Source organism: Microbacterium zouquanmingi (assembly GCF_052266675.1).
Classification (GTDB): domain Bacteria; phylum Actinomycetota; class Actinomycetes; order Actinomycetales; family Microbacteriaceae; genus Microbacterium.
In genome coordinates this window covers 425,441-446,053 of sequence record NZ_JBQPRA010000002.1, presented here as the reverse complement: position 1 = coordinate 446,053, position 20,613 = coordinate 425,441, and the positions used below count along the sequence as shown (strand labels likewise).

The window sequence follows — 20,613 nt, the reverse complement described above, 5'->3', positions numbered from 1 at the left end:
GGCTCAGGGACCGACCGAGTCGACGGGCTATCGTGGCAGGGTGACTTCCGAGAGCCACGCCGCGCAGCGGCGACAACGCGCGGGGCGAGTGACCGCATGGGTGCTCGGAATCATCCTGCTGCTGGCGATCGCGGCCACCGCCTGGATCGGCGTGCGGGGCTTCCTTGCCTATATGCATCTGACGAGTGCCCAGGATTCGGCGAGTGACGCAGCATCCGCTCTCTCTGATCCGGCCAAGGCCGCCAACCTCATCGCCAACATCTCGTCGCACACTGCCGCCGCGCACGACCTCACCGACGACATCGTGTGGAAAGCGGGCGAGCAGCTGCCCTGGGTCGGGCCTCAGCTCGCCGCCGTCTCGACGGTCGCCGCCGCACTCGACGACGTCGCCTCACAGTCGCTGACGCCGCTTGCCTCGGCGGCAGCATCCTTCTCGCTCGACAGCATCCGACCGCAGAACGGCGCGATCGACCTCACGATCTTCACCGACCTTCAAGATGCGGCCAGCACCGGCGCCTCCGGCATCGGCGCCGCAACATCCGTGATCAACGGCATCGACACCACTCCCCTCGTCTCACCCCTTCGAAAGGCCGTCGACAAGGTCTCTGATCTGCTCACCCAGGTGCACACCGGAGCCGACGCCCTGAACCGCACCACCCAGCTAATGCCGGCCATGCTCGGCGCGGCCGGACCACGCAACTATCTCGTCGTCTTTCAGAACAACGCCGAATGGCGCTCGCTCGGCGGCATCGTCGGGGCGATGGTGCTCGTGCACACCGAGAACGGGCAGATCACTCTCGCAGGACAAGCGTCATCGCAGGACTTTCCGCACTACGACTCTCCGGTCGTGCCGCTCACCGATGACGAGGTGCGGTTGTTCGGCACGCAGCCGGCGACGTACGTGCAGAACATCACCCAGATTCCCGACTTCACCCGCGACGCACCGATCATCAAGGCGATGTGGGAACAGCAGACCGGCACCCCCATCGACGGGGTGCTCTCACTCGACCCCGTGGCACTCTCGTACCTGCTCGAGGCGACTGGGCCCCTCACGCTGCCCACCGGCGACGAGCTGAACAGCTCGAACGCCGTGCAGCTGCTGCTCAACGAGGCCTACCTGCGCTACGAGGACCCCGACGTGCAAGATCTGTTCTTCGCCGCCGCGGCTGGCTCGGTGTTCTCTGCCTTGACCGCGGGCGGCACCGATCCGGTGACGCTCGTCTCGGCACTCGGGCGCGCGGGCGATGAGGGCCGGCTCATGGTCTGGAACGCCGCGCCCGAAGAGCAGGCGATCCTCGACGGGACCACCCTGCAGGGAGCGCTCGGCCCCCTCGACCCAGACGTCACCGAGTTCGGCGTCTATCTCAACGACGGCACCGGCTCGAAGATGGACTACTACATGGAGGCCGCCAGCGATGCCGCGTGGTGCGATGGCGAAGCAGCGCTCAGCGTCACTCTGCGTAATAATGCACCGGCGGATGCGGCCTCACTTCCCAAGTACATCACCGGCGGCGGAAGCTTCGGCGTTCCGCCCGGGATCGTCGAAACACTCGCGTACGTGTACCTGCCCGAAGGCGCTGAGCTCGTGTCGACTTCCGTCGTGGGGCAAGAGAATCCCAGCTTCGGCGGCGGAACCGACGACGGCAGGCAGGTCATCGTGTGGAAGACCCGACTCGCTCCTGGCGAGCAGATCACTCTGAATGTTCGCGCAAACGTGCCGGGGAGTAACCAGATCGTTACGCGGATGACACCGACAATTCATAGGGATGACACGTCTCCATTTGCAATTACCTGTGAAGTTACCCAATAATCGGTATGGAATCGATCGGCGTTGGGCGCTCCTTCTTGTGCACCGGCGTATGAGTTGAACGGTGGCATCCTGCTACCGAGCAGGATCTACACAGTCCGGAGGGGACTCATGAAGCACACGTTTACGAAGGCAGCCGCAGTGGCCGCGCTCGTCGCCGGAGCAATGTTCGCTGTTCCGGTGGCGGCATCCGCATACACCCCCGACCCCAGCGGCGAGACCAGCACCTCGACCGTCGCCCCGGGTGGCACATTCACGTTCTTCGTTCAGGATGACGCGTTCGTCCCGGGCGAGACCGTCACGATCAGCCTCACGGGTGAGAACGCTTCTGGCGCATCTCTCGCGTTCGTGAAGTTCGCTGTCGAGACCAAGGCGCTCGGCACCACCACCGCTAACGCAGGCGGTGGCACCGACAACGTGCGGATCACTCTGCCGGCCAACGCCTCGGGCACCTACACGATCCTCGCGACCTCGCCGTCCAACCCGGTTGGCGCTGCCGCGACGGTCACGGTGGGCACCGCGACGAACCCCGGTGGCACTGACGACCTCGCCACCACTGGTGCAGACAGCGACGCGCTGCTCACCCTGTGGATCGGTGGCGGAGCGCTTCTGCTCGTCGGTGGCGGTATCGCCGTCGCAACGGCAGTGCGCCGCAACAAGCACCAGGCTGACGCAGCCTGACCCAGTTTTAACGGCGATGGCCGCGATTCCTTCGGGAGTCGCGGCCATCGCCTTTTTGCCTGCGTGGTGCGCTTACTTGGTTCTTACGCGCTGGTAGGGCTTCGCGACCGACTCCCCCACGGCCTGCGCCATGAGCTGCTCGGCCGTGTGGTTCTTGCGCGCGAGCTTCGCGATCATCTTGGTGAAGCGCGCCCCCTTGGCGAGGTCCTTCGCAGTGCGATCTTCGACCGCGTAGAACCACCGCGCACTCTCTGGCAGCAGAGAGAGGATGCCGTTGATGACGCGCCGTGTGCCCCAGCGAGCGATCGGACCCTTCACGTCAGGGTGGCGCAGCGTGTGCCCTGCAAGAGCGGCGAAGAGCGTCAGCGCCTTCGTGTTCATCTCTTCGTGGATGTACGCGTCGAGTTCCGCGAAGGTCTCGAAGTACGGGCCAGGAACGTGCAGGCTCTCTCCGCCTCTTCGGGACTCCTGAACGATCCGGTCCGAATCGGCTGTGGAAAGCCCCGGCCCGAACTCCTGGTAGCCGCGGACGGCCGACCAGATGTACGTCCACCAGGTCCACCGCTGCCACTCGGGCTGCTTTGCACTCACGACTTCACCCGTTTCGGGGTTGGTCCACGATGCGCGCTCGTGCAGCCGATCGACGTGCGCGGCCGCGGCATCCGCATGTGCCTTATCGGCGAAAATCGCGTCCCGCAGATACGCCGACGTGCGATCGAAGCGTGCCGCCATCTCTTCTGGACCGTCGGACGTGAGCGACACGCGCTCAAAGTGCACCATCATGCCCGGCTCGAGCATTTGCAGGAACAGCGCGTTCTTCGCGCCCAGCATCGTCGAGGGGTCGGAGAACACTCTCCATGACACGCTCTCGGGACCGTAATATCCCTCGTCGGCGCGAGGTGCGTCGGCGAGCTTTCGGCTCGGATAATCTTCGGACAAGGCAGCTCCTTATTTGGGGGTTTGGTCTACACGGCAGAGGTCCCCTCCCACGTGTTGTGGAAGGGGACCTCTGCTGTCTCTTACTTCGTTGTCGCCTTACGACGTCGAACCACAAGCGCGATTCCGCCGAAGGCGAGGAGCATCACTCCGAGAAGCGCTGCGTTGGTCGTCTGCTCGACGGGAAGACCCGTCGTCGCCAGCGATCCCTTGCCACCAGCCGCCGTGGTGACGATCGTCTGGCTGACGCTCGTTGCCTGGCCCGCGCTGTTCAGGCCCGTCCCGACAAGAGTGTGCGTACCCGCAGCGAGTCCCGCAGGAAGCTTCACCGTGAATGTCGCCACGCCATTGCTGTCTGCGATCGCACTGCCGAGCAGGATCGGCTCGGAGTACACGTAGAGGTTCACGAGCGAACCGGGTGCGAAGCCCTTGAGCACAAGTGTGATCGTTGCCCCTGCAGCGGCATTGCTCGGAGCGGACGTCACCGTCGACCCGCCCGTGTTCGCAGGAGGCGTCGCCGGCGGAGCGCTCGCGGTCACGGTTCCGGTCGCCGCGGCACTCGCCGGCGAGTCACCAACCGCATTCTTCGCGATCACACTGGCCGAGACGGATCCCGCCGCGAGGTTCACGAATGCGCAAGACAGGGTCTCCGTCGTGCAGGTGACCGTCTTGGAGCCCTGTGTCAGCGTGACCTTGTAGCTGTCAGCATCCGCAGCAGCCGACCAGGAGACGAGCGCCTGCAGTTCGCCACCGCTCACCGTGACACCGGTCGGCATCGCCGGGGGAACCGGAATCAGCGTCCATACGCCGGTCAGCGTCATCGACTGCGTCACCGGGGAGGTGAAGTTCCACATCGCCGTACCGTCAGTCCACCCGTCGAAGGTGTAACCGGCGCGGGTCGGGGTCGTCGGCTGCGCCACTGCGTCGCCCTCGTCGACGGTCACTGCTGTTATCGGGTCGCCGTTAGCGGCGTCGAAGTTCACGTGGAAGATCTGGGTGACCTCCCCGCCGGATTCCTGGGCCTCTTCGAGGGATTCGTAGTGCACCGTGGTTCCATCGAGAACGACCGACGCGGCGGCGTGAGCGCGGGCGTCTGCTGTGGCCAGGACCTCGTACTTGAAAGCGGCGTGATCACTGTGGACGAGCTGCGACTTGCCATCGGCGACCAGGTTCCCTGCCGCGACGTCAGCGGTGAATGATCCGCCGCTGACGAAGTTGCTGAGGGCCGCGCCCGCCGAGTTCGTCGACATCACCCCACCCGTGAACGCACCGCCGGTCACCGTGACGTCGACGTCGCCCATCGGCACGTTGCCTTCGGGGTTCGCCACGTAGATCGCTGCGCCGCCGCTATACGCGCCCCCGTCGACCGTCACGTTGATGGCTTGCTTCGTGAGATGCTGCGCGATCGCGACGCCGACGTTGGTCGATGTCGCGCCGCTCGTCGCAGCGGCGAAGGTCGGCGTGCCGGTGCCAGCGCTGACCGTCGTGTCGGTCAGCGTGAGCGAGCCGGCGCGCACTTCGATTCCCGTGCCGGTGCCGCTGTCGGCGTCGATGGTGGAGTTGTGGATCGTGGTGCTGCCGGCTCCCGCGAGGTACATACCGAGCGAGTCGCCGTCACCAATGATCGTGGAGTTCGTGATGTTGAGGACGGGCATCACCTGGGTGGTGCCCGTGTTGATCGCCCCGTGGATGTAGACGGCGTAGTAGTAGCCGGTCAACGTCGCTCCGTCGATGTTGGCGACCATGCCGTTGTTGCCCCCACCTTCTGAGCCCGTGAGGAACACAGCGGGCCAGCCCTCGGCAGATACGCCTCCTGCGATGTCGACGACCGTGTAGTCCTCCACTGGGTCGACCGACCCGCGGAGTCGAAGGGGATCATCGTCGTAAGTCGTGCTGACGTCGATCGCCCCCGGGCCGTTAATGCTCAGGTGGACGTTTTGCGCTTCGAGCCTGTTGCTGCTCTCGGTCGTGATGGTGTGACCGGCGAGATCGAGCGTGAGCGTGCGGCCCTCGTCGAACCATGCGGCCCGATCGAGCGTTGTGTCGTCGAGCAGCGTGATCGTCGCTTCGTCGAGTGCAGCATCAGCTGCGTCAGCGAGCGTCGCGTACTCGTGCGTACCACTGGAATCGGTCACCGACGCAACACCACTGGCCGCAGAGGCCGCCGTGGGCACGAGGCCCAATCCCAAGACCGCAACCACGGTCCCTATTGCCGCGACATGCAGCGTTCTCATACGGGTCATTCAACCGCTCCCAGTCTTTCGCCCAGGCAGCACTGCCAGGGTTCGGGTCGTCCACCGTCGGCAGACCAGCGCAGTCGGGTACCGCGCGTAGGCCACACCGTAGCGCAGCCCCATCACCTCGTCAATCAATCGGGTGGTGGTGCGATGCCTGCACGGATGCACCCTGCGGGAGTACTTTGGTCGCATGATCACTGCGCTGGCGGAGTGGAGCGAGTTCAACGTCGCGATGGCAGGAGCGAGTGCCGCCCTCGCCGGACTGGTCATCGTCGCCGCCAGCGTCAATATCGACAAGATCATTCACGCCGGCACGCTTACTGCGCGCCTGGGGGCAGCGATCGCGTCGCTCGTGCTGGCCCTCGTGGCATCCGGGGCCGCGCTCATTCCCCGGCTCGACCTGCTCGGGTATGGAATCGTCGTGCTCGCGTGCACTCTCATCGCGGGCGCATTCCAGGTGCACGCCATGCGGGTCATCATGCGCGACACCGCCCCCGAGCAGCGGGCACGCGTCGTGAAGTCAGTACTCGGATACCTGCCGATCGTCGCGTATCTCTCAGGCGCAGTTCTGTTGATCGCCGGGGTCTCTTCAGGTCTCGTCCTCGTAGCCGCCGGATGCCTGCTCGCCATCGTCTCGGCGATCGTGGTCTCGTGGGTGGTGCTGGTCGAGGTGCTGCGCTGAGTTCTGTATCTCTGAGTTCTTCGGGCTCTCGTTCGAATGTCTGTGGCCCCTGGGACTATGAGATATGGCCATTTTCAGCGAGTTGCGCGAGACCCTCGATGGGTTGGAATCGCGCATCGGCGACGTCGATATCGACGTCCTGCTGACGGCCATGCGCAGCCTCGACGACGACGAGATCGTCGCCGGCCTGGCAGAGGCGGCCGCCATCGCGAATTGTGCCGAGCGGATGCTGACGGTCGGCGCCGCCATCATCGCAGAGCGGTCGCAGCGCGAGGCCGGGCATTCCGGGCTCGCGGCCGTGCACGGCCATCGCAACGCGGTATCGCTGGTGCAGTCGGTCATCGGCGGCACGCGCGCCGACGCGGCACGTGCGGTGCGGTTGGGCGAGTTCGTCGCCGAAGGTTCGGATGCCGCGGCCGCGGTCGAGGCGAAAGAATCATCTGGCGGCGACGCGGATTCTTCCGGCGCCGGTGGCGATGTCGCCGGTGTCGATGTCGCCGGCGGTGCGGATGCTGCGGAAGGCGGCGGCGAGGCCGCTGGCGAGACGCGCGTGCGGATGCCGTGGCACGAGCCGTTGCGTCAAGCCCTGTTCTCGGGAGCGCTCACCACCGCGCAGCATGATGCGATCCTGCGCGGATTAGGGCAGCCACCCGTTCGAGGCGAGGCTGAGGGCCCGACCGACGCGATGATCGATGTCTGGTCACTGGCCGCGGAGCAGCTCGCCCGAGAATCCCACGACATGTCGGTCGAAGATCTCGCGCGCAGAGCGCGGCAGATGCGCGACTCGCTCGACCCAGAAGGGGTACAGGAGCGCTTCGAACGCTCGTACGCAGCGCGGTCGTGGCGGTCCTGGCGCAATGCCGAGGGGCAGCATCACACCCACATCGTGTCCGATGATGAGAATGCCGCCTGGCTCGATGCGATTCGAGACGCAGCGCTGCGGCCTCGTCGTGGCGGGCCGCGGTTCATGACCGATGAGGAGCGCGCCGCAGCAAGTGCCCTCGTCGACGATCCGCGCACGAACGACCAGCTCGCATACGACCTGTTCATGGACGTTCTGCGAGCGGGAGCCCTGGCAGACGCCTCAGATGTCTTCGGTGCCCGTCAGCCCGGTATTCGCATTGTCACGATCGATGGCGCCACCGGAGTGCATGACGCATTCGGGCGGATGCTCGCGAACGGACACCTCGAAGACGGCGGCGATGCGCTGCCCGGCGTCGTGCTCGACCGCAACCTCTGCGTCGTCGGCAGCCGGAACGTCACCGTCGACGCCGCCGGCAACCCTCTCGACGTGGGCCGAGAGCAGCGACTTTTCACCCCTGCGCAGCGGATCGCTCTCGCTGTGCGCGACGGCGGGTGTATGTTCCCCGAGTGCCGGGCACCCGCCTCGTACTGCGAAGCGCACCACTGCGACCATTGGAAAGAAGACCTCGGCCGCACCGACATCAACCGCGGCATTCTGCTGTGCCGACATCACCACATGCTGCTGCACAACAACAAGTGGAAGATCACGCGCGACGAGCTCGGTGCGTTCATGCTCCATCCGCCCAGACGCGGGAGCGGCACGGGCGGAGCCGATCGCAGTGGCAGTGGCAGTGGTGACGGACGGGGTGATGATCCACCGCCGATCGTGCTCACCAGTCGGTCAGCCCTCCGCTGGGCGTGGGACCCGCCACCCGAACGGGCGGGGTGGCGAAGTCGCGCATCCGTCAGCTAACCGAGCGTCTAACTGACCGAGCGTCTAGCTGACCGAGCGTCGATGGCGACGCACGAGCAGACCCGCTCCGGCGATCAGCGCGAGCGCCGCGGCGATCGTCCAGCCGATCAGACCTGCGCCGTCACCACCGGTCGTCGCCAGCGCGCTGTCAGAGGCTCCGTCAGAGCCCCTGCCGTCCGTGCCCGCACCCGAGCCGCCAGAGCCGCCGGGCGTGCCGCCATCGCCGTTTCCGCCGTTTCCATCACCATCACCCGGGCCCGGGTCTGCAGCGGGCAGCACCGTGAACAGCTGCACCGGCGAGACGTCGATCGCGCCGTACGGATCACTCGTGCGCACGTACCAGCCGCGCTCCCCCACCTCGGCCAGCGGCCACGTGGCCGACAGGATCGATCCTGACTCCACCTGCTCGAATGACGCGATCTCGTTCGCCGTGAGGATTTCTGCCGAGAAGGCATCCGTCCCCAGCATCCGTTCGACCGTCGAGATACCGAGGTCTGCGAACGACAGCTCGAACTCCTGCGGGGCCGCCGCGAGAGTTGCGTCATCCGAGTTGTATTTGCCCAGCAGGCCGCCGTTCGCGGGGTCCTCCAGCGACGGGGAGAACGTGCGCACGATCATGCGCTCTCCCACCGTGTCGAAGTGCAGCAGGCGCAAGAAGCCCTGACCGCCCTCAGGAAGGCCCTGATAGTCGAACAGCATTGAGTAGACGTTGCGATCCATCACGCCATCGCCGTCGTCATCGAACTGATCGGTGCGGGTCAACGCGCTGTGGTAGTGCCCGGAGAACACCATCTTCACGTTCGGGTTGGTCGCGACGACCTCATCGAGGATCCGCTGCGGCGTAGCTCCCAGCCCACCCGTGGTGAGGATGAACTCATGCTGCGCGATGATCGCCACCCGATCGGGATACTGCGCGAGCACCTCGTTCATCCAGGCGATCTCGACATCGCCCGGACCCCACCCGGTGTAGACCATGATGAAGTCGATCCCACCCGCCGACAGCAGATCGTAGTGACTGCGATTGTTCTGGTCGCTGCCGCCGTACCAGGGGTTGCCCGCGAACCGATCCTCACCGAAGTACGTGCCGTAGTTCGTATAGTCGATCACCGAGTGGCCCACGTCATGGTTGCCGGCCAGCACACCGTACGGCAGACCGGCCTCGTCGAGGCGGCGGTACTCCGGGTCGGCGTTCTCCCACTGGTACGTCTGGTCGTAGTCGTCGACGATGTCGCCGGTGTGGAACAGATACTGCAGATTCAGCGTCTCGCGCTGCGCGAGCAGATAGCTGTGGATCGCCTGCTGGTGACGGTACCGGTCCTCTTCGGGAATGAGGTTCTCGTTGTAGTACTGGGTGTCGGACTCCCACCCGAAGGTGAAGTCGTACTCGGCGCGCGGAGTATCCAACGGGTGTCCCGGCGTCACGCCCGATTCGCGCGTGCTCAGATCAGTGCCCGCGAATCCCTCGGAGTGCTGGATCAGCACCCGCACGGCACCGTCGTGCGCGTGCGCGGTAACATCGATCGCCGCATCCAGCGTGAACGAGCCCTCATCGGCCGCGACGTGCCGGGTCTGCTCGGTCCACGCCGAGCCGTCTGCGGCGAGCGCGTACAGCACCACCGTCGCACCAGCGTTCGCGTGACCAGACCATGACACCCGCACGAGTGAGCCGTCGCCGGCGTCACCGGTGGCAACGTCAAAGAGCTGGTACGGGAACGCCTCGTTCGAAGACACATCTGCGGCGAGGCCGTCGGCGCTCGACAGCATCCGGATGTCTTCGTCGCTCAGTAGCTCGGGCTGCGCGCGATCCAGGCTCTGCGCGTCGTTCACCGTGCCCGACTGCAGTTCGATATCACCATCCGACAGGTCGACGCGACGGCCCTCGAGGAATGACACGTCGAGCACGTCTCCGGTCGGGTCTTCGACCTTCGCCTGCAGGGTCACGTCTCCCGCCTCGACCTCTTCGCCTTCGGCAGGCGACAGCGCACCGGCGCTGGGCTGCTCGTCATAGGTGATGAAGCTCGTGGTGTATTCCGAGACGTTGCCCAGAGCATCCGTCGCCGTAATCGCGAGCGTGTGCGTACCTGCGAGCAGCACGACGGACGAGGTCTCGTACGGGAGCGGGATCTCGACTCCGTCGAGCATCGCGACCGTCTGCCCGACACCCGCTCCGGCGTCGGTCACCTCGGCGTCGATCGAGATCACGCCCTGGAATGCCGTGCCGTCGACGATCTCGGTCGTGACCTCCGGGCCGGTGTTGTCGACGTTCACGGTGCGCGAGACGGTGTTCGCCGCATCCGTAGCCGCCACGACCGCCTGGCCGTCGTCGTGCGATGTCGTATTCCACTGGGCCGTGACCGCAGAGAATGCGTCATCCGGCAGGGTGAACCGTGCCTCGTAGAAGTCGAACTTGCCCGCGCTGTCGCCCATCGAGAGCACGGTCTCGGGGTTGTCGTACCCCTGCGGGAAGAGCGTGCGCCCGTCAGGGAGGATCATGCGCAGCCCGCGGATCACGAAGTCGTCGTTGTTCTCGAACTCATCGATCTCGGGGGCCTTCTTCGTGCCCGCCCAGACGCTGACGACCAGCTCGTCGCCCTGATGCACGTACGACAGCGGCACCGGGGTCGAGATGGTCTCCCAGTTCGAGTAGGTGCCCTTGTCGAAGATGTTCAGCACGTCATCGCCGATGCGCACACCGTTCTTGAAGTAGTAGTCGGTGTTCGACGTCTCGAACGCGAACACCGGCTCCGACTCGAGGCTCGTCGCGGTCTCGAGCGCGTTGCCGTTGACGTCCAGGGCGATCTCTGCCGGGTACTCGTCTGACGCAGCAACAACCGTCTCGATGCCGCCCTTCGCGGCACCGCCGACGTACGCGCCGTCTTCGAGGCCCAGGCGCAGCGGCTCGGTGGAGACGCCCTTCACGTTGACGCGAACGGTGTCGAGCGTCGTCGTGTGCGTGCCATCGCTCGCCGTGACCGAGTACTCGAACCACGACTTGCCCGTGAGGTCGACTGCGGGGATCGTGTGGACGTACGCACCGTCGCCGGCATCCGACAGGTTGACCGCCGGCATCTCGCCGTCGACGTCGTTGGCCAGCTCGAGCGTCACCGTGCGCGTCAGCATGTCGTCCGTGATGCCGAAGCTCAGCGCGAAGTCCGCGGCCGGGTCGATCTCGCCCGCGGTGCGGTTCTCAATGACGGGAGCCGTGGTGTCGGGCGCGGGGATCATCAGCCCCGCGGGCACCTGGTCGGCCTGGATCGCACCGGGGGTCGCTGGAGTGATACCCAGAATGCGCTGCAGCGTCAGGTCGTCGTCGCTGGTGACGTAGCGGATGCCCTGATCGACCATCGTGTCATCGGCGCCGGCGAGGTTGTAGTGACCGCGGTTGATGGAGTGACCGGTGTTGGTGATGACCTCAACTCCGCGCGGGGTGCCGTTCGCCATTCCGCCGGAGAAGATCTCGACGAGGTTCTCGCCGAGCGTGAGACTCGTGCCGAACGCGGCGTTGAACTCCGCCGCTCCGAGCTCGTCGTTCGGGCCGTTCTTGATCCACAGCACGAGCGTCTCTCCGGCCGGGATCACCACATCGGCGGGAGTCGCCGGCCACCGGCTCGTCTGCGTGTTGGTGTGCTCATCGACCGCGTAGAGGTAGTTGATCGAGTAGTCGCCAAAGTCGATCGGCTCGCTCGTGGCGTTGTACAGCTCGATGAACTCGAATCCGTCAGAGGCGCCGACGTTCGTCGAGTCGGGCAGCAGCTCGGTCACCTGCAGCGGTGCGGTGACCACCGAGGGATCGGGCTGCGGGTCGAACTCGGGCTCAGGCTCGGGGGCGTGTGCCGTGAGAGCGTCGGGTGAGATCACGCCCGGCGTCGGGGAGGCCGCTTCTTCGAGAAGCGGCATGCTGTGCTGGGCGATGTCGCCGGGAATGCGGAAGTGCGCGCTCAGGTCAATGCCGACCGAGCCTGCCGGATAGTACGACCAGCCGACGATCTCTTCAGCCTCGGCTACGTCTTTCACAACCCGGATGCCGCGGCCCCCGCCGTTCGCCATCCCGGCCTGTCCCTCGATCCGGATCACCCGCGTCTCGGCGGGTGCGCCCCAGTGGCCGCGGAACTCGTCCGCCGTGTGCGCGAAGGAGTCCAGGGTCGCGGTCGTGTAGCTCAGCCACATCACGACGGTCTCGCCGGGGGCGATCGCGGTCGGTGCGGCATCAGTGTCGGCATCCGTCGTCACCGTCAGCGCGACGTCACGAGTGCGGTCGTCGGAATCCGCGAAGGAGTAGGCGAACGAGTACCCGCCGGTGGTCTCGGACGTCTGCAGATCGATCGGCTGGTTCGTGGTGTTGTGCACCTCGAAGTACTCGAAGGCGTCGGTGCCCGCGTTATCAGGTGCGATCTCGGTGACCATGAGCGGCCAGTTCGAAGCCGGCCCTGGCTGCGGCTCTTCGGGCTGCGTCGGCGCCGGACGCTCCAGCGCGATCGGCAGCACCGTGCCGGGGGTGCGCTCGGACTGCAGGCCGAGCACGCTGAGGCTTTCCGGCGCACCGGCCGTCTCTGGTGCGGCCGGCAGACGGAAGTGCACTCCGAAGTCATCGCCCATCGACCCCGCCGGATAGTGCGACCACGTCAGCAGCGCGTCATTCTTCAGGACCCGGATGCCGCGGTCTCCGCCATTGGCCATCCCCGCCTGGCCCGTGAGACGGACGACCTGGGTGGCAGCATCCACCCCGTGGTAGGTGCGGAAGTCATCGGCCGTGTGGGCGAACGAATCGACAGTGCCGCCGGTGTAGCTCAGCCAGAGAACAGCGGTCTCACCTGCGGCGAGTACCAGCGGCTCGGCGGTGAGCGCGACGTCGCGGCTGCGGTCGTCAGAGTCGGCGTAGGAGTACGCGAACGAGTAGCCCTCGGCCGCAAGATCGATTGCCGCGGCGGACGTGTTGTGAATCTCGACGTACTCGAACTGGTCGCTGCCGACGTTGTTCGCGACGATCTCGGTGACGATGATCGCGGGGGCGGCGGTGGCGGGCGCCGTCTTGGCGGGCGCCGCGGTGGCGGTCGCCGTCTTCAGCGCGTGCGGCGGGGCCGTGACGGATGCCGCGACCGGACTGACCGGAAGCAGCGTGGCGGCCAGCACGGTCACGCCGAAGATGGACGGGAGAGCAAGAGCAGGGCGGCGCAGGAGCACGTGGACACACCAATGGCTGGGGAAGTCGACAGGGACGTCCCGAAGCTATTGATGCGTCCGCAACGAGCGGTGTCGCACACTCCCGACCTGCGTGGCCGTGAGGTTGCCGTCAGGTGAACTAGCACGCGCTACAGCGCGAGGCGCTCCTTGACGACCGCGGCAAGCCGGTCGGCGTAGGACTGTGCGGATTCAGCATCCGCCGCCTCGACCATCACGCGCACGAGCTGTTCGGTTCCGGACTTGCGCAGCAGCACTCGTCCTGAATCGCCGAGCTCGGCCTCGATGGCGGCGACGGCGCTCTGCACGCCCTCATCATCTGCGCAGCGTTCTCTGTCGACTCCGCGCACGTTAATGAGCACCTGCGGGTACACCGTCATCACGTTCGCGAGCTCAGCGAGGGTCTTCTTCTTGTGCGCCATCTCGGCGACCAGGTGAAGGCCAGTCAGCACACCGTCACCGGTCGTCGCGAACTCGCTCATGATGACGTGCCCGGACTGCTCACCGCCCAGCGCGAAGCCGCCTGCATTCATGTCTTCGAGCACGTAGCGGTCGCCGACAGCAGTCTGGCGCACGGCGATGCCGTGCTCTTCCATCGCGCGGTGCAGGCCGAGGTTGCTCATCACGGTTGCGACGAGCGTGTCTTTGGTGAGGTGACCGCGCTCTTTCATAGCCACCGCGAGGATCGCCATGATGCGGTCGCCGTCGATGATGCGGCCGTCAGCGTCCACGGCGAGGCAGCGGTCTGCGTCACCGTCGTGGGCGATGCCGATGTCCGCGCCCAGACGCACGACGGCCTCAGCGAGGTTGTCGAGGTGCGTGGAGCCGACGCCGTCGTTGATGTTGATTCCGTCGGGCTCGGCGCCCATGACCGTCACGGTCGCGCCGGCGGCCTTGAAGGTCTCGGGTGAGACGCCGGATGCCGCGCCGTGCGCACAGTCGAGCACCACGTGGATGCCGTCGAGCGAGTGCGGGAGCGAGCCCAGCAGGTGCAGCTTGTAACGGTCTTCTGCGTCGGAGAAGCGCTGGATGCGCCCGACGCCAGAGCCGGTGGGGAGAAGCATCTCCCCCGCCATCGCGGCCTCGATGCGCTGCTCGACCTCATCGGGGAGCTTCACGCCGCCGCGGGCGAAGATCTTGATTCCGTTGTCCGGTGCGGGGTTGTGCGACGCGGACACCATGACGCCGAAGTCGGCGTCGTGGTCGCCGACGAGGAACGCCAGGGCCGGAGTGGGAATGACACCCGCGTCGAGAACGTCGACGCCGGATGCTGCGAGGCCTGCCGAGACGGCGGCCACGAGGAATTCACCGGAGATGCGCGGGTCGCGGGCGACGACTGCGGACAGTCGCTTGCCCTCGCCCTTGCGAGCCTCTGCAGTGCGGCCCTGGCCCAGGACGACAGCAGTCGCCTGGGCCAGGGTGAGCGCCAGATCGGCGGTGAGGATGCCATTGGCAAGCCCTCGCACGCCGTCCGTGCCGAAAAGCGGCATCGGAGTGGTGATCCTTAGCGCTTCGAGTACTGAGGCGCCTTGCGGGCCTTCTTCAGACCAGCCTTCTTGCGCTCGATGACGCGAGCGTCACGAGAGAGGAAGCCGGCCTTCTTGAGCGTTGCACGGTTGTTCTCGACGTCGATGCCGTTCAGCGAGCGGGCGATGCCGAGACGCAGTGCGCCGGCCTGGCCCGAGTCGCCGCCACCCGAGATGCGCGCGATGACGTCGTACGCACCCTCGAGGTTCAGCACCTTGAACGGGTCGTTGATCAGCTGCTGGTGCAGCTTGTTCGGGAAGTAGTCCTCGAGAGTCCGGCCGTTGACCGTGATGGTGCCAGAGCCCGGGATCAGACGCACGCGGGCGATGGCCTGCTTGCGACGACCGACGGCAGCGCCGGGGACGTTGAGAACCGGACGGGGAGCCGTCTCGGTTGCCGCGGCCTCAGGGCTCGAGGTCGAGTAGTTCTGCGGAGTTTCGGTGGATTCGATGTCAGCCACGAGTATGTCCTTAGTCGTTACGGCGCTTACTGGGCGACCTGGTCGAGGGTGTACGGCTGGGGCTGCTGCGCGGCGTGCGGGTGCTCGGCACCGACGTACACCTTGAGCTTCGACAGCTGCTGACGGCCCAGGCTGTTCTTGGGGAGCATGCCGCGGACGGCCTTCTCGACAGCGCGGACGGGGTTCTTCTCGAGGAGCTCCTCATAGGAGACCTTCGACAGACCACCCGGGTAGCCGGAGTGGCGGTAAGCCATCTTCTTCTGAAGCTTCTGGCCGGTCAGGGCAACCTTGTCGGCGTTGATGATGACGACGAAGTCGCCGGTGTCGACGTGGTTGGCGAAGGTCGGCTTGTGCTTGCCGCGCAGGAGCGCTGCAGCGTGGGATGCCAGGCGGCCGAGAACGACGTCGTTGGCGTCGATGACGACCCAGTCACGCTGGATTGTCGCGGCCTTCGGGGTGTATGTGCGCGTCACAATAGTGCTGCTTTCTTGTTCGAACGGAGAGGTTCGTGAATCCCACTCCGGGGTGGTTCTCTTCGAAGCTCGCTGAGCTTGTGAAGCGGAACACGCCAGTGGAGGGCTCACGTTCGTGTGCCCAGCAGTAGGGCACCAAGGAGATAGCCTACGGCATCGCGTGTCACCCAGGCAAATGCGCGCACCTATGGCACCCTCAGCCGCCCTCACTCCCGATGTTACTTCTTTTCGTGATATCGGATGATTAGTGTGATGTTTGAATCGTTCTGTAACATTGAAAATCACAAAGTTGGTACGATGGAGAACGGACTCGAGGGAGCAGCAATGAAGAAACTTCGCCTTGTCGTCGGAGCAGACGACGCCGGGTACCAGTACAAGGAGACCATCAAGGCGGACCTCGAAGCGAGCGATCTCGTCGAGTCCGTCGTCGACGTCGGCGTGGATGCCGCGGGCGCCACCCCTTACCCCACCATCGCCGTCGCCGCCGCCGAGATGATCAGAGACGGTCTGGCCGATCGTGCCCTGCTCATCTGCGGCACGGGCCTGGGTGTGGCGATCGCCGCCAACAAGGTGCAGGGCGTGCGCGCCGTCACCGCGCACGATAGCTTCTCAGTAGAGCGCGCAGTGCTCAGCAACAACGCCCAGGTGCTGGCCATGGGGCAACGGGTGATCGGAATCGAGCTCGCACGCCGCCTGGCTCGCGAGTGGCTCACCTACACGTTCGACTCCGGCTCGAACTCCGCCGCCAAGGTGGAGCTGATCACCGCATACGAAACCATCGCTGACGACGAAGATCACATCGCAACATGTTGAGTTCCACGCCCGACGAGGCTGTTATTCGCCCCCGACCGCTCCAACTCGGCATCGGGCTGAAGATGTATTTCGATCTCCCGCGCACCCGCGAGTGGGCGCAGCAGGTCCGCGCCCTCGCGCAGTCGCACCCTGCCACCCTGCAGGGCACCGTCCGGCTCTGGGTTCTGCCGACCACAGCGGCGCTCGAGTCCGTGGCGACGATCCTCGCCGATTCCCCTGTCGCCATCGGCGCACAGGATCTCGCCGTCGCTGACGCCGGCGCCTTCACCGGAGAGACCAGCGGCATAACGCTCACACAGCTCGGCTGCCGCTTCGTCGAGGTCGGGCACGCCGAGCGGCGCAGCCTGTTCCACGAGGATGAAGAGATCGTGCGCGCGAAGATGACAGCCGCCGTGCGAAACAGCCTCGTCCCGGTTCTCTGCGTGGGCGAAGCATCCGAAGGCAGCCCGGCGGATGCCGCGGCAGAGTGCGTGCGCCTGTTGCAGTCTGCGGTCGCGGATCTCGAGGAACCCACCGAAGTCATCGTCGCCTACGAACCCGTCTGGGCCATCGGTGCGGCGCAGCCGGCATCCGCACAGCACATCGAGGTCGTCACCGCAGCGCTCCGCGGCGCCTGCGATGCGGATCCCCGCCTGGGCGCAGCATCCATCATCTACGGCGGATCCGCCGGTCGCGGTCAGTTCGCGGCCCTCCCCCAGACCGTCGACGGGCTGTTCGTCGGACGAGGCGCACACGATGTCGAAGACCTGCGTGCGATCCTCGACGACCTCGCCGCCCGCGCAGGCGGCATCTCGGAAACCACCGCTCAAGGGAGTGCAACGTGACAAAGATCGTCAACGACCCGGCCGAGTTCGCAGAAGACTCTCTCGAGGGCTACGTCAAGCTGTACCCGCAGTACGTGCGGCGCGTGCCGGGCGGGATCGTGCGCGCGGGGCGTGCCGCCGAGCCCAAGGTCGCGGTCATCGTCGGCGGAGGCAGTGGGCACTATCCGGCCTTCACCGGCTACGTCGGCCAGGGATTCGCTGACGGCGCCGTCGTCGGCAACATCTTCACCTCCCCTTCGGCCTCCTACGCGTACTCCGTCGCGAAGCGCGCCCACTCCGGCAAGGGCATCGTGTTCAGCTACGGCAACTACGCCGGAGACGTGATGAACTTCGGCATCGCCGCTGAACAGCTCGAAGCCGAGGGAATCAGCGCCCGCACCGTGATCGTCACCGATGACGTCGCAAGCGCTCCCGCCAGCGAGCGCGTGAAGCGGCGCGGGATCGCCGGTGACTTCGTGGTCTTCAAGATGCTCTCCGCCGCAGCGGAGACCGGCGCGGACCTCGACGAGGTCGTCCGTGTCGGAACTCTCGTCAACGACCGCACCTTCACGATCGGCATCGCTTTCGACGGCTGCACGTTCCCCGGTGCAGACGACAAGCTCTTCACCGTGCCAGAGGGCCACATGTCCATCGGGCTCGGCGTGCACGGCGAACCCGGAATCGAGGACGCCCCTCTGGGCACCGCCAAGGAGATCGCCAAGATTCTCGTTGACCGCCTTCTCGCGGAAGCCCCTGCCGGCCACAACGGCCGAGTCGCCCCGCTGGTCAATGGACTCGGACGAACCAAGTGGGAAGAGCTCTACCTGCTGTGGGCAGAGGTCAGCGCGCTGCTCGAGGCTGAGGGCCTGACCTGCGTCGAGCCAGAGGTCGGAGAGCTCATCACGAGCCTCGACATGTCTGGAGTCTCGCTCACCCTGCTCTGGCTCGACGACGAGCTCGAGCCGCTGTGGAATGCCCCCTGCGAGACCTCGGCGTTCCGCAAGGGTGCTCCGCTGGGCGGAGCGACCAGTGCAGACATCGCCGACGAGACCGTCGAGGACGACGCCTCGTTCGCCGAAGCGACCGCGAGTTCGAAGGACGCCGCTGAACGGGCACTGGCTCTGTTCGGCGATATCGAAGAACTGCTCCGCTCTGCCGAGTCGGAACTCGGCCGCATCGATGCGGTCGCCGGCGACGGCGACCACGGCCGGGGAATGGTGCGCGGAGTCGAAGCGGCGACCGCTGCCGCGGCTCAGGCTGTCGAGGCCGGCGCAGGGCTCGGCTCGAGTATCGCGCACGCCGGAGACGCCTGGGCGGAGAACGCCGGCGGCACCTCCGGGGTGCTCTGGGGCTCGGCTCTGCGCTCACTCGGCCTCGCGCTCGGGGACGAGAACACCCCGGATGCCGCAGCGGTGACCGCTGCCGCTCGCGCGTTCCGCGACACGATCGTGCGACTGGGTAAGGCGACCGTGGGAGACAAGACCATGGTCGATGCCATGGAACCCTTCGTCTCCACGCTCACCGAACGGGTCGAGGCCGGGGCACCTCTCGGCAGCGCCCTCGCCGACGCCGCAGCAGACGCCACGCGCGCTGCCGAAGCGACGGCGCAGCTGAGCCCGAAGCTCGGTCGCGCGCGCCCGCTCGCCGCGCAGAGCATCGGCACCGCCGACGCCGGTGCGACATCGTTCGCGATGATCGTGACGCGAATCGCTGCACATGGTTGAGGCACTGGTCGCGGCTGACCGCACCCGCCGCATCGATCCCGGCAAGTACCGCGGCATGCAGCAGGTCACCAGCGAAGCGGGCTTCTTCGAGGTCTGTGCAGTCGATCATCTGGCCGACTTCGCGAAGCTGCTCGACCCCGACCCGACGGCTGTGCCGATGGCCGAGATCGTTCAGGCGAAGTCCGAGCTGATCGCCGCTCTCGCCCCGCACGCCTCCGCCGTGCTGCTCGACGCGCAGTACGGTCTGCAGTCGGTCGCCGCGGGCGTCGTTCCGCGCGAGACCGGAATCATCCTCGCCGTCGAGGAAGAGACGTACGCGGCACCGTCGAGTCCGCGGGTCTCATCGATGCGCTCCGGCTGGGACGCGCAGAAGATCGTGCGGGCAGGCGCCGGAATGGCCAAGCTACTCTGGTTCTACCGCCCTGACCTCGACCAGGACGTCGCCCAGCGGCAACGGGAGCTGCTCGTGCGGGTCCAGGCCGAGTGCGATGCAGTCAGTCTTCCGCTCGTGGTCGAGCCGATCTGGTATCCCGTTGCAGGTGAAGACGCGCGAGATGCGCAATGGCAGCACGACCGCGTCGAGGGGATCATCGCCGCCGCCGGTGAGGCGTCGCAGTACGGTGCCGATCTGCTCAAGGTCGAGTTCCCTGGGGCCGTGGACTCTCCGGAGCAGATCGACCGGGCGATCGATGCATGTCAGCGCGTCGACGCAGCGATCTCCGTGCCGTGGGTGCTGCTCTCGGCCGGTGTCGGCTTCGACGACTTCGCCCTCCAGCTCGAGATCGCAGCGCAGGCCGGAGCATCCGGTTATATGGCGGGCCGATCCGTCTGGCGTGATGCGGTCTCGCGTGACGCGCATGCGCGAGAGTCAGGCATCGCCCCGGCGGTCGCGAAGCTCGATCGACTGCGCGAGATCACCCGTGCGCACGCACGACCGTTCCACCCGGCTGTCTCCGTCGCGCAGGCGTCGCAGGCGATGCCGGAGGGCTGGTACGAAACCTGGTGAGGGTCTACTCGATGTTGCGGTGACGGGCGGCGAGGTCTGAGAAGTTCAGATCCCGCTCGGCCATCAGCATCAGGATCAGGCTGTCGAAGAGCACGAACACCGACTGCTCGAACAGACTGCCCATGGGCTGAATCGATGCCACGAGATCTCCGGATGCGAGATACGCGGTGGCGGGGACGAAGACCCGAGCATCCGCCGCGGCGGCGGTGATGCCGTCCGGAGCCGCCGTGACGACGACCGTCGCGGCTCCTGCGTCGCGCGCGTTCGACATGACCGCCTCGATATGCGGGATGCGGCCCGAGCCTGAGACAGCCACGACGAGATCTCCCGCCCCCACGGGAGGCGTCGTGTCGTCCCAGACCCAGTGCGCGTCAAGGCCCGCATGCGCGAGCCGCATGGCGAACCCGCGCGCGGTCAAGCCTTCTCGCCCCACCCCGACGAGCACGACGCGCTGTGCGGCGAGCAGTCGTTCCAGGAGATCCTGCACCTCATGCTCGTCGACACGCTGCATGACGGCACCGAGCTCATCGGCGACCGCCGCAGCGAGTGCAGAGAACGAGCGCGCCATG

15 protein-coding genes are annotated in these 20,613 nt (G+C 66.3%); 8 read left to right on the top strand and 7 right to left on the bottom strand.

What is annotated here, in order from left to right; translation table 11 throughout:
- The first annotated feature begins 40 nt into the window (after window positions 1-40).
- Entirely contained in the window at window positions 41-1,810 is a 1,770-nt protein-coding gene (locus ACTU6V_RS06230) for a DUF4012 domain-containing protein (protein ID WP_443475226.1), read from the top strand.
- Window positions 1,811-1,918: 108 nt separating this feature from the next.
- Window positions 1,919-2,488: a hypothetical protein gene (locus ACTU6V_RS06225; protein ID WP_443475225.1), complete on the top strand. Its 570-nt coding sequence runs from the start codon at window positions 1,919-1,921 to the stop codon at window positions 2,486-2,488.
- A gap of 72 nt (window positions 2,489-2,560) precedes the next feature.
- Here the strand turns inward: ACTU6V_RS06225 and ACTU6V_RS06220 are convergent, their stop codons facing one another.
- Window positions 2,561-3,427: an oxygenase MpaB family protein gene (locus tag ACTU6V_RS06220; RefSeq protein WP_443475224.1), complete on the bottom strand. Its 867-nt coding sequence runs from the start codon at window positions 3,425-3,427 to the stop codon at window positions 2,561-2,563.
- An 80-nt stretch (window positions 3,428-3,507) separates the two neighbouring features.
- A complete protein-coding gene (locus tag ACTU6V_RS06215) occupies window positions 3,508-5,559 on the bottom strand; it encodes an InlB B-repeat-containing protein (protein WP_443475223.1) in 2,052 nt (683 codons plus the stop codon).
- Window positions 5,560-5,851: 292 nt separating this feature from the next.
- Here ACTU6V_RS06215 and ACTU6V_RS06210 point away from each other — a divergent pair, with 292 nt between their 5' ends.
- Together ACTU6V_RS06210 and ACTU6V_RS06205 are read left to right on the top strand one after the other, a co-directional pair.
- Window positions 5,852-6,343 (top strand): hypothetical protein, encoded by a 492-nt coding sequence (locus ACTU6V_RS06210; RefSeq protein WP_443475222.1) that lies wholly within the window; start codon window positions 5,852-5,854, stop codon window positions 6,341-6,343.
- 64 nt (window positions 6,344-6,407) lie between these two features.
- Window positions 6,408-8,060 carry an HNH endonuclease signature motif containing protein gene (locus ACTU6V_RS06205; protein WP_443475221.1) on the top strand — a complete coding sequence of 551 codons (1,653 nt, stop codon included), beginning with the start codon at window positions 6,408-6,410 and terminating at the stop codon, window positions 8,058-8,060.
- 24 nt (window positions 8,061-8,084) lie between these two features.
- On the opposite strand, the gene ACTU6V_RS06200 is transcribed toward ACTU6V_RS06205, so the two are convergent.
- From ACTU6V_RS06200 to rplM, 4 genes are all read right to left on the bottom strand, one after another.
- Window positions 8,085-13,241, bottom strand: a complete 5,157-nt coding sequence (locus tag ACTU6V_RS06200; RefSeq protein ID WP_443475220.1) for a lamin tail domain-containing protein — start codon at window positions 13,239-13,241, stop codon at window positions 8,085-8,087.
- Between the two features lie 128 nt (window positions 13,242-13,369).
- Window positions 13,370-14,728, bottom strand: coding sequence for a phosphoglucosamine mutase (gene glmM / locus ACTU6V_RS06195; protein ID WP_443475219.1), 1,359 nt, complete (start codon window positions 14,726-14,728; stop codon window positions 13,370-13,372).
- A gap of 14 nt (window positions 14,729-14,742) precedes the next feature.
- Window positions 14,743-15,225 carry a 30S ribosomal protein S9 gene (gene rpsI, locus ACTU6V_RS06190; RefSeq protein ID WP_443467449.1) on the bottom strand — a complete coding sequence of 161 codons (483 nt, stop codon included), beginning with the start codon at window positions 15,223-15,225 and terminating at the stop codon, window positions 14,743-14,745.
- 26 nt (window positions 15,226-15,251) lie between these two features.
- Window positions 15,252-15,698: a 50S ribosomal protein L13 gene (rplM, locus tag ACTU6V_RS06185; protein WP_417510404.1), complete on the bottom strand. Its 447-nt coding sequence runs from the start codon at window positions 15,696-15,698 to the stop codon at window positions 15,252-15,254.
- 324 nt (window positions 15,699-16,022) lie between these two features.
- On the opposite strand from rplM, the gene ACTU6V_RS06180 reads away from it, so the two are divergent.
- From ACTU6V_RS06180 to ACTU6V_RS06165, 4 genes are read left to right on the top strand one after another with little or no spacing between them, the layout of a single operon-like run.
- Window positions 16,023-16,511, top strand: a complete 489-nt coding sequence (locus ACTU6V_RS06180; RefSeq protein WP_443475218.1) for a ribose-5-phosphate isomerase — start codon at window positions 16,023-16,025, stop codon at window positions 16,509-16,511.
- A complete protein-coding gene (locus ACTU6V_RS06175; protein WP_443475217.1) occupies window positions 16,505-17,335 on the top strand; it encodes a triose-phosphate isomerase family protein in 831 nt (276 codons plus the stop codon). The genes ACTU6V_RS06180 and ACTU6V_RS06175 overlap by 7 nt, the downstream gene beginning before the upstream one ends.
- Window positions 17,332-19,038: a dihydroxyacetone kinase family protein gene (locus tag ACTU6V_RS06170; RefSeq protein ID WP_443475216.1), complete on the top strand. Its 1,707-nt coding sequence runs from the start codon at window positions 17,332-17,334 to the stop codon at window positions 19,036-19,038. Before ACTU6V_RS06175 ends, ACTU6V_RS06170 begins: the two co-directional genes overlap by 4 nt.
- Complete coding sequence (locus tag ACTU6V_RS06165) at window positions 19,031-20,044, top strand: tagatose 1,6-diphosphate aldolase (protein ID WP_443475215.1); 1,014 nt, start codon at window positions 19,031-19,033, stop codon at window positions 20,042-20,044. Before ACTU6V_RS06170 ends, ACTU6V_RS06165 begins: the two co-directional genes overlap by 8 nt.
- 4 nt (window positions 20,045-20,048) lie before the next feature.
- Here ACTU6V_RS06165 and ACTU6V_RS06160 read toward each other — a convergent pair whose 3' ends face one another.
- Window positions 20,049-20,612 (bottom strand): SIS domain-containing protein, encoded by a 564-nt coding sequence (locus ACTU6V_RS06160; RefSeq protein WP_443475214.1) that lies wholly within the window; start codon window positions 20,610-20,612, stop codon window positions 20,049-20,051.
- Window position 20,613: the final 1 nt, after the last annotated feature.

Excerpts from the sequence above, each read along its gene's own strand:
- ACTU6V_RS06180 (WP_443475218.1), top strand. The coding sequence starts at position 16,023 with ATGAAGAAACTTCGCCTTGTCGTCGGAGCAGACGACGCCGGGTACCAG.
- ACTU6V_RS06205 (WP_443475221.1), top strand. The coding sequence starts at position 6,408 with ATGGCCATTTTCAGCGAGTTGCGCGAGACCCTCGATGGGTTGGAATCG.
- ACTU6V_RS06160 (WP_443475214.1), bottom strand. The coding sequence starts at position 20,612 with ATGGCGCGCTCGTTCTCTGCACTCGCTGCGGCGGTCGCCGATGAGCTC.
- ACTU6V_RS06225 (WP_443475225.1), top strand. The coding sequence starts at position 1,919 with ATGAAGCACACGTTTACGAAGGCAGCCGCAGTGGCCGCGCTCGTCGCC.
- ACTU6V_RS06175 (WP_443475217.1), top strand. The coding sequence starts at position 16,505 with ATGTTGAGTTCCACGCCCGACGAGGCTGTTATTCGCCCCCGACCGCTC.
- ACTU6V_RS06210 (WP_443475222.1), top strand. The coding sequence starts at position 5,852 with ATGATCACTGCGCTGGCGGAGTGGAGCGAGTTCAACGTCGCGATGGCA.
- glmM (WP_443475219.1), bottom strand. The coding sequence starts at position 14,728 with ATGCCGCTTTTCGGCACGGACGGCGTGCGAGGGCTTGCCAATGGCATC.
- ACTU6V_RS06165 (WP_443475215.1), top strand. The coding sequence starts at position 19,031 with ATGGTTGAGGCACTGGTCGCGGCTGACCGCACCCGCCGCATCGATCCC.